The organism is Microcoleus sp. w2-18bC1, from assembly GCF_036700365.1.
GTDB lineage: Bacteria > Cyanobacteriota > Cyanobacteriia > Cyanobacteriales > Microcoleaceae > Microcoleus.
In genome coordinates this window covers 79,307-92,305 of the sequence record NZ_JAUBOS010000020.1, presented here as the reverse complement: position 1 = coordinate 92,305, position 12,999 = coordinate 79,307, and the positions used below count along the sequence as shown (strand labels likewise).

Below are 12,999 nucleotides of genomic sequence, written 5' to 3'. Positions count from 1 at the left end.
AGATAAGGAGTCACGCATGAATCTTGCGGGAAGGACTTGCACCTTCATCAATCTGAGAGTTCAGTGCTCAACCTAGGGGTCAAGTTTCACTGGATTAGTTATTTACGGATTGATTACCGAGATTCACTAATCAACGAATCGCACTTCCACAGCACCTTCAATTGCTCCAATTCCTCACCTTTAAGTCGCACGTTGAAGTTGTCGTAGAGCGGCAGTGCGGGAAAAGCTTTGGTTTTAATCCGCTGCGAGACTGGTTTGCAAGTTTCCTCGGTGTGCGCGAAGTGGTGCTCTTTCACCGAGCCCTTTTTCGCTGTCAATCCGCCACCGCAGTAGAGGCAAGTTAGCTGAGTTTTTCCGCGCACAGCTTCATCAATGCCCGTCAGTTCGCCACTGGGAGCAACACCAAATTTAAGCCACATAGTCAAAAGTTCTCCTAAAAGCAGGTTTTCGTAGATGCACCTGCTCCACACGATCGAGAATTGTAACAAATCCAGGGGTGAGAACTTCTGGCTTGGTGAGTAAAGCGATCGTCATTCGATTTGGGATGCGTGACTTTAATCCTTGCATCCACCAAAATCTAAAATCTCAAATCTAAAATTGCTCGTCACCAATCGGGAATTTCTTCAGTCCGAGTCTGATAGGTATTGTGACAGTTGCTCTCTCGCTAACGGCACAGCGGGCAATTCATGCTCTACACCGGGATGTGTCTTTTCCGGTGTAGGAAAGCATGGAAAGAAAGGCGATCGCTCCTCTGACTTGATCCGGCTTCACCTCTAAGTAGTGCTGCAATTGTTCGAGGTTGTTGTGACCGCTGATTTCTTGAATAATCCGCAGCGGGATGCCGATATTGCTCATCTGGGTGAGAGCCGTTCTCCTAAAACTGTGGGTGGATGCTCCCTCGATGCCGGTTTGCTCGAACGCTTCTCTCAAAATCTGATCCGCTGAGTTGGTGTGCAGATGCTTCCAATGGTGGGAAGAATGCCGGCCGGGGAATAAATAAGTCTGACCCGCGTTGGGTTTCCAAGATGTCAAAAGCGATCGCAAATCTTCAATGACTGGAATCGTCCTGGTTTGGAGTTTTCCTTTGGTGTTGGCTTTGCGTTCGTTAATTGTAGAACGGACGGTGCCAGAGTTCGTGTAGATATCCTTGACCATGACAGAACAAGCTTCGCCAATCCGACAGGCCGTGTAGAGACAAACTCCAAACAAGGTGCGATCGCGAGCGGTTTGCAAACCTTTGTTGAACAAAAGCTCCATTTCCTGTTGGGTGAGTATTTTGGCTTGCCCGTGCCGTTCTATCTTCATCTTGGTAAACTCGACCCGATACCAGAAAGTTTGGCGCAAATACTGCATTACTGCATCGGTTGGGGGTATTTCTTAACGTGGTAGTTCAGCTCACTTCGGGCGGGCGTAGAATATACAGACAGCTATCACGGCAGCCCTAGATGCAACAGACGGGGATGTACTGAAAGTTCAGAAACTCAACAGGCACAGAAAGCTTGACACTCTCATGATTTATGACGACAACCGGGGGCGCGACCAGCAAGACATTACCCAGTTACTAGATGGGATGTTTTGAGCAAAAAAAATCCCCAACTTTCGGTTAGTTGAGGATTCTGGTTCCTGTGATTTGTCTTCAAGTGCGATCACACTTGAAGACAAATCACAGAATATCGACAGCTCTTTTTGGTCAAATAATTTCAGGTTTTAGATTCAGATTTTAGATTTTGACAGTGCAGTTGCTGTGCAAATCACGCAAAAACCGAAATCAACGGGATCAAAATGCGTCAAGTAGTTTTTTTGTTTGTGTTTCATTTTTTGATAGGGTTGTAGGGTGAGGTGAGACGTAGCAACTCACCTAAACCCTATCAGGGATTGAAACTACAGGCTTACCGGACATTGTTGATTTTTTAGTCTATAATAGAACGTGTAAGAAAATTGTTACAATGAAAGATTTAATGTCACCAGAGGAGTTGCGTCATGATTGATTGCCTCAATGTGGCTCGCTACTTTATCAAGAGAGCTTACCAAGATGGCTTGGAAGCTCAAATGACCAACATGAAAGTGCAAAAACTCCTGTATTACTCGCAGAGCTTGCATTTGGCGCTGTTTGACGAGCCGTTGTTTGAGAATGAAATTCAGGCATGGCGGTACGGACCGGTATGCCCTCCTGCTTACAGGTTTTACTACGAGTTTGAGGCCAAACAGTTGCCTATCCCCGGAGAAGATGTTTTGTCACAGGTTCCAGATGAGACAAAGCATCTTTTAGAGAAAGTTTGGGGCTGCTTTAGTGGCTACCATGCTTACCTATTGAGTGATATGACTCACGTTGAGTTTCCTTGGAGGAAAGCTCGCAAAGGATTGCCACCAGAGGCAAGTTCGACAGAGCCGATTCAGCAGGAAGACATGAAAGCACTGGGACACCAGAAGCTGGATTGGATAGAGCGTAAGAACCCACTTTATGAACCTCTGATGCTTGCAGCGTTGGAGGATGCCGTTAATTTAGAACCGTCAGAGTGTATCAGACAAGGAGAAGTGCGTGACTGGCTCGAATCCCTTCTCGATTGAACCGTCTCAGAAATTTAAGAACTCTTTCAAGGCACTTGCAAAAAAACGTGGCAAAGGTTTTCTCGATTTGATAGCAGAAATTTTAGAAGATTTAGCTAAAAATCAGTATCCTAAAGATTCTCGACAAGAACCTTTGCCTAAAAAAGCTCGATTACCGGAAGGCTGGACATTTCATAAGCTGGCCGTTCGTTTTGCAAGCGGAGCTTCAGGACAAATTAGATTGATGTATGTGGTCGATCCAGTTGCTTGCAAAATTAGGTTAGTTTGGATTTATAGCCACGAAGAGTTTGAAAAGCGCCCTCCCGACAAAGATATTACCTCCGCCCTCGAAGATTTTTTATAACCCACAATGCTGGAATCCTAAACCTAGCCACACAGTGGGGACACTCCGACAGCAACATTAATTGATGCCGTAGCTTGCGGGGCGGAACGCCATCGCACCCCTGCATCCCCTTAAACTGCCACTCAATCTTATGAAAAGGCGACTGGGGATAACACGCCCCACACAACCTAATCGGTTTCAACTTCATCCTCCTGGTCAAAACAGAAGGTTGCATTTCTTGTAACCATTCCAGGCTACTTTGGAGTAACACCCTACGGCAAACCGAGATGCCGAAACTCAGTATAAGGGGCTTCGATCGCACTGATGACACATTGAAGATTTTAGGCAAGAGATATGGCACTAAGGCAAAGATTATCGACTGGATTAACCCCTAGCCCTAAAACAAAAGCCCCCTACCTAAGTGCAGACGGCTTTTTTGGGGCGTGTCACCGCTGCATAATGACCTATACATTTTATCGATCGCCATCACCGCTCAAAATTTTTAAAATTGTCTCCACATCTGCCAAGTCCGTCTTACATTTCTTACGTCGGTCTTTCAACTGGCGCGAGCAAAGTTGCCGATTCTGACAAATCCACACTGGCAGGCTGCGATCGCAGTTCGGCGATTTCCCTTACCAGTTCCCGGTTTTTTTCCAACTGCTGGAGCAATTTGCTATTAGCTTCAGTTAAATTGGCTTTAGCATCGCTCGCGGGCGTTCTCGCTGCCAGCGTACTGCCTCCAGGTCGATCGCCCGCCCTTCAGGCGTGAATATCAGTTTTATCTCTCAACTCTTGCTTGAGCTGCGCTAGTTCTTTGCTCACGCCTGCAACGATTGCAAGCTGTTCGGTAAGATTGTGCACCTCAAGTCCCAAGTCGCCGTTTCGCTCGTGCAATTGCAAAAGCTCCTTTTCCCGATCGGCGACTTGCTTCTGGGCCGCTCTCCACTCCTACGGCTCGTGATTTATCGTTGCCATCACGAGCGCCGACTATTTCCCGCAGCTCTGCGCTCAACTCTGCCTTTGCTTGCTCAATCGTACTTGCCTAAGATGCCTTGAGGTCAGCTAGTTTATCAGCTAGCGTCTGTCTAGTATCAGCAAAACACATTCGAGATGGGGTTTCTTTTTCCCCTACAGTTACGAGATATGGACAAGTTTCAAGAACACGATCCTCGCTGTGGCCGTGAGACAGAGGGTCAGTGGAATAGCCAGCGACAAGACATCGCTTTAGCCGACACTCCTGAATTCAGTCAACGCTTCTTCGCTGAAATGTTCAAGGAATTCCCAGCATTGGCGGCAAGCGTCGTTTTCTTGCGATGGTCTGTTCAGCCAGACGACCTCTACGCAGTATTTAACTTCTCTAGCGGTGGGTTTGGCGTGCAGATCGATCCGGGGCTAGAGTACATCATAGTGTGGGGGGCGGGCGAGCATGGGGAGTATGGCGATTGGATGGGCGATGGCGATCGGTTAGCTTCAGCGCTGGATCATGTCCGTACCTTAGTATGGTGGTTTCAGAGTTTGTCTAATGCGGTTGAGTGATGATGAGGCAAGTGCTGGCTGGTGAGCGATCGTAAATTCCGAAGGCGGTCAGTTTTAGTCGGAACTTTCCCCTGCAAATATTACTTGCATAGACGAGCGAAGCCTTCGATGGCAAAGATTTTAATTGAAGTACAAATTGAATTTGTGAGTATGATTGTGGATTATTTAACCGAACATGGCGCAATGGATGCAGCAATTCTTTATGAATCCCCATTTACCGACATTACGCCACAGGGGCCAGACGGATTATTTACCTCGACTCAGGTAGATGAATTATTTTCTATTCTTGAAGAAGTTTCTACACGGGCTGCTGCATAAGGCACAGCAGTAAAACCTGGGGCGTTACAAATAATCTGGGTTGAAGCCCAATTGTGATTGCAGTGAAACCTGGCTTTTTGTGCTGAGGAACGCGGGAAGTGGGGTGTCATTTTCAGACAATGGTGTATCAAGCATCTCGGTAGCCAAATCAGCCCCAACAATCTACCTTTGACGCAGAGGCTAGAGAGTTTGCGATCGCGACTACATCAGGATAGAGTCTATCCTGACCCAAGACTTAAGTTTTGCTTTAGCTCTGAGAGTTCTGCCTCAATTTCTTCACATCGGCGCGTTCTGCCTCAAGTTGCGATCAAACTTCCACCAATTCTTGTTCAAGTGATTCTTTTTCACTTGCAGAGTTACCTAACTGTGTATGTAAACACTGATTTTCAGCCTGTACTGCCGTAAGGATTCAGGTCTAAAAACTTACGGCTCCAACGCTTGTCTGGCAACGGTTTTAGGGCAAAATAAGGGTTTTTGTCTTTCGTGATTAATTGTCAATAAACGAGGAGAAGTGACAGTTTTTCGTGGTTTATTGAGAATAGAGATTGATTTAGTATCAAGCTCCATATCTAAAGTCTTTGCCCAGCAAGGAGTTCAGTGACCTGAATCCTTACGTACTGCCTCCATAGACGGACAAATCTCGCTACCTGGTTGGTGCGCCGTGTTCGCCCCGTCAGTTTCTAGATCAGCTTTTACTGTTTCCACAAGCGGGTTATCACCTTCCGCTAACGCTTCTAGGTAATCATTCCCACTCATCCCTGCTTCGTCAGCTACAGTCGCTAACCATTGCCCCGCAGCATCAGTTAAGTTGCCTGAACTAAACTTGTTTGCCATTGTCATTTTTATAAATGGTGAGAAACCTTCTAACCATTCCATAAACGGATGAACTGTCACAAGTGCCAATAGGCAGGGAAATAAGCTGTTAGTCATTTAAATTTATTGCCTCAACCCCTTGCAGTATGGGGTCTGGCCCACAAATAGTGCAGTTTGAATGTCGAACAGCTTAACATTTTTCCATCTAGGACTCGAAACTGCTACGGCTAGGTCAGGTTAGCGCTATTTTTCAGCCTAGAGCTTGAAACTGTTACGACTTGACCAAGACAACTACTAATTACCCGTTAGATAACTTCAATAAATCTACCTTAAAATAATTAAAGTTAGACAAAAACTCTTAAAAAACGTCTACTATACTGAGTACAAATGATTTTGTAAGTCTTTCAGTGCTTCATCTAATTTTTCTTGACCTCCAAACATTTGAATTACGTCACCATACTGAGTCAATTCAGAAGACTTCATAATTGTATCTGCAGGATGACGAAAAACCACACTACTTCCTATTTCAGCGTATTCATCTAAAAATATTAGTAATATTGCTTTTTCATCTTCACTATAGTTTTGAAAAAAACTTGTTTTTTTCTTAAGCAGTAATTCACGTCGCTGTTTGGCACTTAACTCTGGACTTCTGATAAAATCAATTGGTTCTCTAAACGTGTGTTTAACTAAATCACTATTTTGCATACTGGATAAATATACAGATCCTCTGCGTTGTAGTTCTCCGCTAGGATCTGCCCAATATATTCTTTGATAATCTAGAGCGAGTTCAGAAATAAGATTAGTATCTAGTGCATAAAAACAATCTCCTTTTACCTTAAGTACAGATTGAAGCCTTTCGTCAATCCCAATATTTTGTACATCACAACAGTCATAACAAAGTTCAAAAGTTAATGCCAATTCATTGGAATTCTCTGTGAAAAAGGGTGAAACAAACGATAGCTCTCTTGCCAAACTACTTACTTCAAATCCATTCTCTCTCAGTAATTCTATTTTCAATCGAGACTTGAGCTTATTATCAATTTCTGAAATTAAACTGATTGTATCAAGAGGCGGCATATCATTTTGAATTACTTTAAGGCAAGATGCCATATCTGGATAAATATAAACTTCACCTCCACGTTGTTGACAGTCCAAATGTAAATTCGTTGCTAGACCATTTTGATATTGCTTCTCTTTATAAAAAGCTTTATCTGCTGTAACAAAATGAACTGTGTATAAACCAATTAATTCTAAAATAGCCTCCCAAATAGCAGAATCTTTAAACTGTTGATTATTTTTGCCATTTGGAGGCAAATTTTCGTTAATTTTTTTAAGTGCTGATTCAGCGTGTGGTAGTGTAAAAGGAATTTTATGTAATAAAGTTTTCAATTCTGTAATTCTTGCTTGTACTGCTGAACTAATTTCAGCTTCATTGGGAACTGTATAAGAATAATGTTTACCCATAATTATTGAAATAGTTTTAAAACTTTTCTGAATGCTTTCGGCAGCGGCTACTCCGTCTTCAATTATATGTCTAGTGATTTCTTCTTCAAGTATTGATGGTAAACCTATTTTACCGTCAACACTTTTTAATATATAAAACAATGCTGAACCTATAGCCGTATTCAGTAAAAGATTAGAGTCTTTCACCCATATATTTGTATCAATCACTACACAAATAGTTTTTTGTTGGGGGGACATTATTACAACTCCTTTCATTTTTTCTACGTTGAATACAGTAAACTCTACAACTGGTCTACCACTTGTTTCAATTTATCTACCCCCTCCAAATTAGCATCTTTCTCAGGCTAGAGCTTGTAACCGTTGCAGGTACTTTAAGAAAGAACAATTTTCCTACTTAGGACTTAGAAGTGCTGTGGCTAGGTCAGGATATCAGCATAAGCTGTTTCAAGGCTTGGAACTGCTACAGCTTCATCAGGATAAGGAATTTGTGGGAGTGCGGGACTGTGACAGTAACTTCTTTGCTATTGTCATAAACCGCTGTCAATGGATTAAAACAACAGACGAGCCAGTTAGATCAGCTAGCAAGCCATTTACCCCAAATTGGCTTGCTGGCTGATTTACCTTAAATCCTTGCTAAGCAAGGCTTCAGCCAAGTTCGCAAGTTTCTACACGATTGCTACTCAAGCCTCTATCACTGCTCAGCTTCAGGTTTAGGTTCCTTCGGTTTTTTCTCAAAGACTTGGATAATTGGGTCTGATAGCACAAAGCCGTTAGAGGTTGATTCACCCATCTTGCCACCGATAGCAGCCACCCACTGGGGATAGTTGGTAGCAGCATCCTCAAGCTTCTTCCATATTTTTGGTTTAACAGTAACGGACACTATTCGACCGTCACAGTCAAGCTCAAAGGTTTTCCAGTTGTCTTTGTTAGTCTCTACGTTGTTCGGGAGTTCGTTAATTTTGATGATGAGTTCAAGCTTGCCAAGTGTCATAGGTAGTTTCGTTGGTTTAATTCATTACTTTTCTGGTACTTTGCCAGCTTTGTTATATTCTCTAGCCTAGGGGTTGAAACCGCTACAGATCCATCAGGATCATCTAATTGTCCCATCTACGACTCGAAACTGCTATGGCAAGGTCAGGATATAATAAATAACTTGTTGCGCTAACAGGTTTTTCGTGCTGGCAACTGGTTGGTAGAGGAAAGAAAGCAACAGCGAAGGTTTGTAAAATGGATGAAGTCGTCAAGAAAGTAGCTGCTTTGGGTTTACCAGGTATCATCCTGGTAGTGACGATGGCTGCGACAGGTTTAACAGGAGCGGCTGCAATCACAGCAGCTCTAGCATTTCTAGGTGGCCCGGCAGGAATGCTCGGAGGCATTGCCGTACTAGGTTTGACGGGATTGATTGCAGATGCTCTGACAAAAGTAGGGTTAGAGGACTTGCTGACAGCAATTTATTGCCAAAGGCGCTTATCTGAGCCACACGGGAAACTTTTAGATGAGATTGAGCAATTATCCCTGTTTGATGGCGATATCAAAGAAAGGCTCAAGCAAACTGTGACAGATGGATGTGGCTGTTCAGCAGCCAGCGCTGCAAACATTTCAGATGTTACTAGGGAAGCTCGCGCCATTTTAGAAGCTGTCCCTGGAATGACACCAGCACACCACAGGGATTTTAACAGCTCCAATCCGATTATCAGACTTAGGGATGGAACAGCGGTTAGGGCTTGGAAAAACCCACTCGGCGTTGACCACATTTTTTTAGCCGATCCCGATGGCAGAATGATTTACGGTGGCTTCGTAGGCTGGATTCACAGCGAGGGTTTGAATCAAGCTATTTCGCAGATGAGAAGCAACTTGACTTGACATATCACTCGGACAAGAATGGCGATCGCCTTTGGCTGTCAGGAAACTGAAGAAAAATCAACTTAAACCAAGAAAATCAGAATAAGTCAAGGAAAGTCAACCTAAAGCACGGTTTATCTACTGGCAAACCGAAAATAAGTGATGGGCGATCGAGCGACCGCATCAAGTCGATCGCCCGTTTTGCGATTTTTAGATTTTAGATTAGATATCTCGCAGGGTGAGCCGGGGGAGTTGCGGGCGATCGCTCTGGAAATCCTAAAACTCCTGAAACTGCCTGTGGTGATGACGCTGGGTAAGTTTTGGTGTTTAGAGGCGATCGCTGAAGAATACAATCAGTTGGATTGAGGAGCATCAAGGTAGCTTGCAACTATCCATGCGGGATACCAAAGATGCGACGGGGCGACCAAAGCCAGCCAGTACCATGCTGCGCCGCCACCACAGCGTAGGTAAGTGACCCGCAAGAGCACTCAGGTTAAAGGTAACGCGCTTGTACTCGATCAATTCACCATCCACAAATTGTCCGGTAATTTCCCCAAAGCTTTGACCCGCATCGTCTACGTCTGGATTAGTAGCAATGGTACTTTTCCAAATACGCTTTTGAACGCTGAAGCCGAAGTGACCCCCAGAAGATGCTAACCATAGTTTGTCTAAGACCTGGAGGTCAGAACACGGAATTTGCTCGATTTCTCCTGGCTCGAAGGAACCCTCAAATTGTCGCCCAACCAGGTTCAGCATGAGTTTTGCTGTTTCCTCATCTGCTTTTTGCCACTGCCTAGCGCCTAAGAAATCTCGCAGTTGGGCATAATCTTTGTATAGCGCTTCTACAGTAAGGGAACCAACTTGACCATCAGCGATAAGATTTTGGTCTTTTTGAAAAGCTTTTACGGCGCTTTCAGTTTTAGGGCCGAATTGACCATCTGGGTTGCCGGGATGCCAATTGGGGCGATTCGATTTCTTAGATAAATCAATCAACCGCACTTGCAATTCCCGCACATCTTGTCGCGCTGTTGCCAACCCATCGCCTGATTTAAGAATGCTTTTCCATCCCCACATAGTCTGAACCTCGTGATTTTCTTTGTACCTGAACCATTCTGAGCAATCCTATAGGCGCATGACCAGCCGCATATTTGAGTGTCACTCATGTGAGGGACAAGAAATATTGGTTATTTTAGTTAGGATTACAGATTTAAGCGATTAGTATTACGGCTATATTTACCGATCGCTTTAACGATCGATCCGAGATCATAGATCGCTCTCACCTTCTTCAACCTCCATCTCCAACTCATACACCCTCAAACTCGGATGTTCGCCAATCAGCCGCCAGCAATATCCCTCAACCGTGGGTGAAGGTCGCGCTCCTTGGCGGTACAGGAATATCGGCTCATTTCTCATCAATGCGGTGAATATCTCCCGCTCTCTGTCTTTGCCATCGTCCCAGATGAGGTGAGCTTTACTGAAGTAGCCCGCACCCATCAAACTAGCAAAGAGCCATTCCATGAGAGCTTGCTGCTCGTCTTGGTTAAGCGGGGATTGACCGTAGCTATCGATTATGGGAAGCTCGGATTTGGGTTTGAGCGAGGCGAGGAGGGCGGTGACGAGGTTGAGGTACTTTTTCATCAGTAGTAGAGATGCGTACACCAAATATTATGCAATCGCCCAACAAATTGGAAAAAGTCTCGCACCAACTCAATACCTAGTCACAATTATATCCAAATGATAACAGTGGTTGTTTAGAAATTCAGGTAATCTTTGAATTAGATGAGCAAAATCTGGAAATTGTTCGCCACAGATTTTCTTAGTAATTCGATGCTGATGAGGGTTTATTTCGCTATATTTCGGAAGCCCTTGCATTCACCTTAGGAATAAAAAATAAATAAGCTGACTAATAGAGCAATAGTTTACCTTGGATCAAGGCTTCTGGGGTTTAATTGTGCAAGTTATTGATTTTTCATTCCTAAGTGGTGACAGAGGTACGATCGCTTTATGCCCCCAACGACTGTAAGGTACAGGTCGCTTTCTGCAAGCTCACTCAACAAGCGATCGCCCTCCTGACGGCCCGCACCCCAACTGTTGCCCTAAACGGTATCCCCAAATCTTGCCCTAGTGATGGAATAGTTTTTTGAGAATATCAGATAAATGTGGCGGTGGGGACTCAGCCGTTTCAACCGGCACGACTGAGGCCTCATTACTCCTCGCCGATCGCATAACTGGCGATCGCAAGCATCACCGGCAGGAAAGTGAAAACCTCAACAGTTTTTCAGAGGCGATCGCCCCCTGGGAAATAGCATCGAAACTGCACTGCTTTTCCCAGGCGCGAATAGCGCTGTACAAAAAGGACAGAAGCTTTTATGCCTTACCTGCTGAATATAGCCTCAAACCCTAAAGAGCCTCATTCGCTTGCATCGCTAAGGCGATCGCTAATTTTTCCCTCAACTGCCGAAATAGCTACCACGCGGGGAGAAGCTAAATAGTTCTTCGCCGTTGGATCGCCGCTTCGCCCTTTGAAATTGCGGTTGGTCGCATAAACCCCTGTCTCTTCTTGAGTGAGTATCCCAAGTCCGGCATTAATACAAGCGCCACAGCCTGATTTGAGAATGGTGGCTCCCGCCGCTTCAAATATTTGCATATACCCTAAATTCTCAGCCTTTTGGCGCACCTCAAAAGAAGCGGGCACGATAAAAAGACTCACACCCGGAGCTATACGGCGACCTTCAAGCACCTCGGCAGCTTGAGCGAGGTCGAAAAGTTTTCCCCCGGTGCAAGAACCAATAAAAGCTTTGGTAATAGGAATTTCTCCTAACTTGCTAATACCAATTACTTGGTCTGGTTTGGGGGGACGAGCGACCTGCGGTTCTAAATCGCTCAAATCAAACTGATAGATTTGTTCATAAGATGCCTCGGAGTCGCTACCAACGTCCTCAAATAAATCTTGACCGCAGTTTTGGAGATATTGGCGAGTTGTTTCATCAGGAGCAATTACCCCGCACATTGCACCGCACTCAATCGCCATGTTCGAGAGTGTCATGCGTTCTTCCATTGGCATCTGGTCGATAATACTGCCTCGGAATTCCATAACTTTTCCCGCAGCGCCGTCACAGCCAATTTTGCTGAGAATAAATAGGATGATGTCTTTTGCAGCAATATATTTGGGCAAAGTTCCTTCAAGTCTAAAAAGTAGGGTAGGGGGAACCCGCACCCACATATCCCCCATCGCAAAAATATTCGCCATATCCGTTGTTCCCACTCCAGTGGAAAAACATCCAAAGGCTCCGTAAGTGCAAGTGTGAGAGTCTGTACCCGCTACAATTGTACCTGGATGAATGAAGCCCTTTTCTGGCAGCAGAACGTGACAAATGCCAGCAGCTTCTCCTGGGGAAACCATATCGAACAAATGGCAGCCTTGCGAGCGGGCAAACTGCACCATTTCTGAGTATAAAGAAGTGGCTTTAGGGTCTACTCGCACGTCGTTGACTTGAATAAAGTGATCTGCTACTAAAACAACGCGGCTAGCATCCCAAAGTTTTGCTTCTTCTCCAAAATTCTGGTAAAAGACATCAGCAACAGGTGCGGCTACGGCATCGTGAGACATGGCTAGATCGACTTTAGCAAAAACTATCTCTCCCGGCTGAACGTAAGCATTGCCAGACGCCCGTGCCAAAAGTTTTTCTGTCAGAGTCATCGCCCTAGCATAAGTTGAACTCTCGGGAACAGAAATTTCACCTTTCTGCCGCTTTTGGTTAAAGGGAATTAAGCCGCCTGCCCTCACAATAGCTTCGACGACGGGATTATTATTAGGCTGGGAGTAAACTTCTAAAGTCAGACCAATATTGATACTATTTCGGTAAAATATTTCGGCAAAAGAGAGGGCGCGTATTTTTTTTATGCCAGCAGCTTTTATGGCAATAGGTGCATTTTCTCGGCTAGAACCGCAGCCGAAATTGCGTCCGGCTTCGATTTCTTCATAGCCTACAAGGTTCCCTTCACCAATCAGATGTTCAAAAGCATACTGCTTTAAATACTCTGGGTCGGCAGTAGTACACCGTTTTGCCGGAATAATATCGTCTGTATTGATATCATCTCCAAAAATCAATACTTTCGGTTCGGTTGTCATAAGT

General features: G+C 44.7%; 18 protein-coding genes. 8 read left to right on the top strand and 10 right to left on the bottom strand.

Annotation, left to right across the window (positions count from 1 at the left end; translation table 11 throughout):
* Window positions 1-113 precede the first annotated feature (113 nt).
* The 3 genes from QT979_RS13735 to QT979_RS13725 all read right to left on the bottom strand — a co-directional run bounded on the left by QT979_RS13735 (window position 114) and on the right by QT979_RS13725 (window position 1,353).
* Window positions 114-419, bottom strand: a complete 306-nt coding sequence (locus tag QT979_RS13735) for a competence protein CoiA family protein (protein WP_333310563.1) — start codon at window positions 417-419, stop codon at window positions 114-116.
* Complete coding sequence (locus QT979_RS13730; protein WP_333310561.1) at window positions 409-534, bottom strand: hypothetical protein; 126 nt, start codon at window positions 532-534, stop codon at window positions 409-411. The genes QT979_RS13735 and QT979_RS13730 overlap by 11 nt, the downstream gene beginning before the upstream one ends.
* Before the next feature lie 150 nt (window positions 535-684).
* Entirely contained in the window at window positions 685-1,353 is a 669-nt protein-coding gene (locus QT979_RS13725) for a tyrosine-type recombinase/integrase (protein WP_333310559.1), read from the bottom strand.
* A gap of 627 nt (window positions 1,354-1,980) precedes the next feature.
* Between QT979_RS13725 and QT979_RS13720 the strand changes: the two genes are divergently transcribed.
* The 3 genes from QT979_RS13720 to QT979_RS13710 all read left to right on the top strand — a co-directional run bounded on the left by QT979_RS13720 (window position 1,981) and on the right by QT979_RS13710 (window position 3,659).
* Window positions 1,981-2,568, top strand: coding sequence for a type II toxin-antitoxin system antitoxin SocA domain-containing protein (locus QT979_RS13720; RefSeq protein ID WP_333310557.1), 588 nt, complete (start codon window positions 1,981-1,983; stop codon window positions 2,566-2,568).
* Window positions 2,540-2,911, top strand: a complete 372-nt coding sequence (locus QT979_RS13715) for a hypothetical protein (RefSeq protein ID WP_333310555.1) — start codon at window positions 2,540-2,542, stop codon at window positions 2,909-2,911. Before QT979_RS13720 ends, QT979_RS13715 begins: the two co-directional genes overlap by 29 nt.
* A 487-nt stretch (window positions 2,912-3,398) precedes the next feature.
* Window positions 3,399-3,659, top strand: a complete 261-nt coding sequence (locus tag QT979_RS13710) for a hypothetical protein (protein ID WP_333310553.1) — start codon at window positions 3,399-3,401, stop codon at window positions 3,657-3,659.
* 93 nt (window positions 3,660-3,752) lie between these two features.
* Here the strand turns inward: QT979_RS13710 and QT979_RS13705 are convergent, their stop codons facing one another.
* Window positions 3,753-3,902 (bottom strand): hypothetical protein, encoded by a 150-nt coding sequence (locus tag QT979_RS13705; RefSeq protein WP_333310551.1) that lies wholly within the window; start codon window positions 3,900-3,902, stop codon window positions 3,753-3,755.
* Window positions 3,903-4,033: 131 nt separating this feature from the next.
* Here QT979_RS13705 and QT979_RS13700 point away from each other — a divergent pair, with 131 nt between their 5' ends.
* Window positions 4,034-4,426, top strand: coding sequence for a hypothetical protein (locus QT979_RS13700; RefSeq protein WP_333310549.1), 393 nt, complete (start codon window positions 4,034-4,036; stop codon window positions 4,424-4,426).
* Window positions 4,427-4,534: 108 nt separating this feature from the next.
* Window positions 4,535-4,744: a type I restriction-modification enzyme R subunit C-terminal domain-containing protein gene (locus tag QT979_RS13695; RefSeq protein ID WP_333310547.1), complete on the top strand. Its 210-nt coding sequence runs from the start codon at window positions 4,535-4,537 to the stop codon at window positions 4,742-4,744.
* A gap of 594 nt (window positions 4,745-5,338) precedes the next feature.
* Here QT979_RS13695 and QT979_RS13690 read toward each other — a convergent pair.
* The 3 genes from QT979_RS13690 to QT979_RS13680 form a co-directional block, all read right to left on the bottom strand.
* Window positions 5,339-5,674, bottom strand: a complete 336-nt coding sequence (locus tag QT979_RS13690; protein WP_333310545.1) for a hypothetical protein — start codon at window positions 5,672-5,674, stop codon at window positions 5,339-5,341.
* 255 nt (window positions 5,675-5,929) lie between these two features.
* Window positions 5,930-7,258 (bottom strand): PIN domain-containing protein, encoded by a 1,329-nt coding sequence (locus QT979_RS13685; protein WP_333310543.1) that lies wholly within the window; start codon window positions 7,256-7,258, stop codon window positions 5,930-5,932.
* Window positions 7,259-7,712: 454 nt separating this feature from the next.
* Window positions 7,713-8,012, bottom strand: coding sequence for a hypothetical protein (locus tag QT979_RS13680; protein ID WP_333310541.1), 300 nt, complete (start codon window positions 8,010-8,012; stop codon window positions 7,713-7,715).
* Between the two features lie 236 nt (window positions 8,013-8,248).
* On the opposite strand from QT979_RS13680, the gene QT979_RS13675 reads away from it, so the two are divergent.
* Entirely contained in the window at window positions 8,249-8,884 is a 636-nt protein-coding gene (locus tag QT979_RS13675) for a hypothetical protein (protein WP_333310539.1), read from the top strand.
* Between the two features lie 141 nt (window positions 8,885-9,025).
* On the top strand, window positions 9,026-9,229 hold the full coding sequence (locus tag QT979_RS13670) for a hypothetical protein (RefSeq protein WP_333310538.1): 204 nt from the start codon (window positions 9,026-9,028) through the stop codon (window positions 9,227-9,229).
* Between the two features lie 6 nt (window positions 9,230-9,235).
* Here QT979_RS13670 and QT979_RS13665 read toward each other — a convergent pair whose 3' ends face one another.
* Window positions 9,236-9,937 (bottom strand): GUN4 domain-containing protein, encoded by a 702-nt coding sequence (locus tag QT979_RS13665; RefSeq protein ID WP_333310536.1) that lies wholly within the window; start codon window positions 9,935-9,937, stop codon window positions 9,236-9,238.
* Between the two features lie 189 nt (window positions 9,938-10,126).
* Complete coding sequence (locus QT979_RS13660; protein ID WP_333310535.1) at window positions 10,127-10,501, bottom strand: hypothetical protein; 375 nt, start codon at window positions 10,499-10,501, stop codon at window positions 10,127-10,129.
* Between the two features lie 502 nt (window positions 10,502-11,003).
* On the opposite strand from QT979_RS13660, the gene QT979_RS13655 reads away from it, so the two are divergent.
* Window positions 11,004-11,267 carry a hypothetical protein gene (locus tag QT979_RS13655; protein ID WP_333310533.1) on the top strand — a complete coding sequence of 88 codons (264 nt, stop codon included), beginning with the start codon at window positions 11,004-11,006 and terminating at the stop codon, window positions 11,265-11,267.
* 6 nt (window positions 11,268-11,273) lie between these two features.
* On the opposite strand, the gene QT979_RS13650 is transcribed toward QT979_RS13655, so the two are convergent.
* On the bottom strand, window positions 11,274-12,995 hold the full coding sequence (locus tag QT979_RS13650; protein WP_333310531.1) for an aconitase/3-isopropylmalate dehydratase large subunit family protein: 1,722 nt from the start codon (window positions 12,993-12,995) through the stop codon (window positions 11,274-11,276).
* Window positions 12,996-12,999: the final 4 nt, after the last annotated feature.

Excerpts from the sequence above, each read along its gene's own strand:
- QT979_RS13680 (WP_333310541.1), bottom strand. The coding sequence starts at position 8,012 with ATGACACTTGGCAAGCTTGAACTCATCATCAAAATTAACGAACTCCCG.
- QT979_RS13695 (WP_333310547.1), top strand. The coding sequence starts at position 4,535 with ATGGCAAAGATTTTAATTGAAGTACAAATTGAATTTGTGAGTATGATT.
- QT979_RS13730 (WP_333310561.1), bottom strand. The coding sequence starts at position 534 with ATGACGATCGCTTTACTCACCAAGCCAGAAGTTCTCACCCCTGGATTT.
- QT979_RS13650 (WP_333310531.1), bottom strand. The coding sequence starts at position 12,995 with ATGACAACCGAACCGAAAGTATTGATTTTTGGAGATGATATCAATACA.
- QT979_RS13670 (WP_333310538.1), top strand. The coding sequence starts at position 9,026 with ATGGGCGATCGAGCGACCGCATCAAGTCGATCGCCCGTTTTGCGATTT.
- QT979_RS13665 (WP_333310536.1), bottom strand. The coding sequence starts at position 9,937 with ATGTGGGGATGGAAAAGCATTCTTAAATCAGGCGATGGGTTGGCAACA.
- QT979_RS13700 (WP_333310549.1), top strand. The coding sequence starts at position 4,034 with ATGGACAAGTTTCAAGAACACGATCCTCGCTGTGGCCGTGAGACAGAG.
- QT979_RS13675 (WP_333310539.1), top strand. The coding sequence starts at position 8,249 with ATGGATGAAGTCGTCAAGAAAGTAGCTGCTTTGGGTTTACCAGGTATC.
- QT979_RS13685 (WP_333310543.1), bottom strand. The coding sequence starts at position 7,258 with ATGTCCCCCCAACAAAAAACTATTTGTGTAGTGATTGATACAAATATA.
- QT979_RS13720 (WP_333310557.1), top strand. The coding sequence starts at position 1,981 with ATGATTGATTGCCTCAATGTGGCTCGCTACTTTATCAAGAGAGCTTAC.
- QT979_RS13690 (WP_333310545.1), bottom strand. The coding sequence starts at position 5,674 with ATGACTAACAGCTTATTTCCCTGCCTATTGGCACTTGTGACAGTTCAT.
- QT979_RS13725 (WP_333310559.1), bottom strand. The coding sequence starts at position 1,353 with ATGCAGTATTTGCGCCAAACTTTCTGGTATCGGGTCGAGTTTACCAAG.
- QT979_RS13660 (WP_333310535.1), bottom strand. The coding sequence starts at position 10,501 with ATGAAAAAGTACCTCAACCTCGTCACCGCCCTCCTCGCCTCGCTCAAA.
- QT979_RS13735 (WP_333310563.1), bottom strand. The coding sequence starts at position 419 with ATGTGGCTTAAATTTGGTGTTGCTCCCAGTGGCGAACTGACGGGCATT.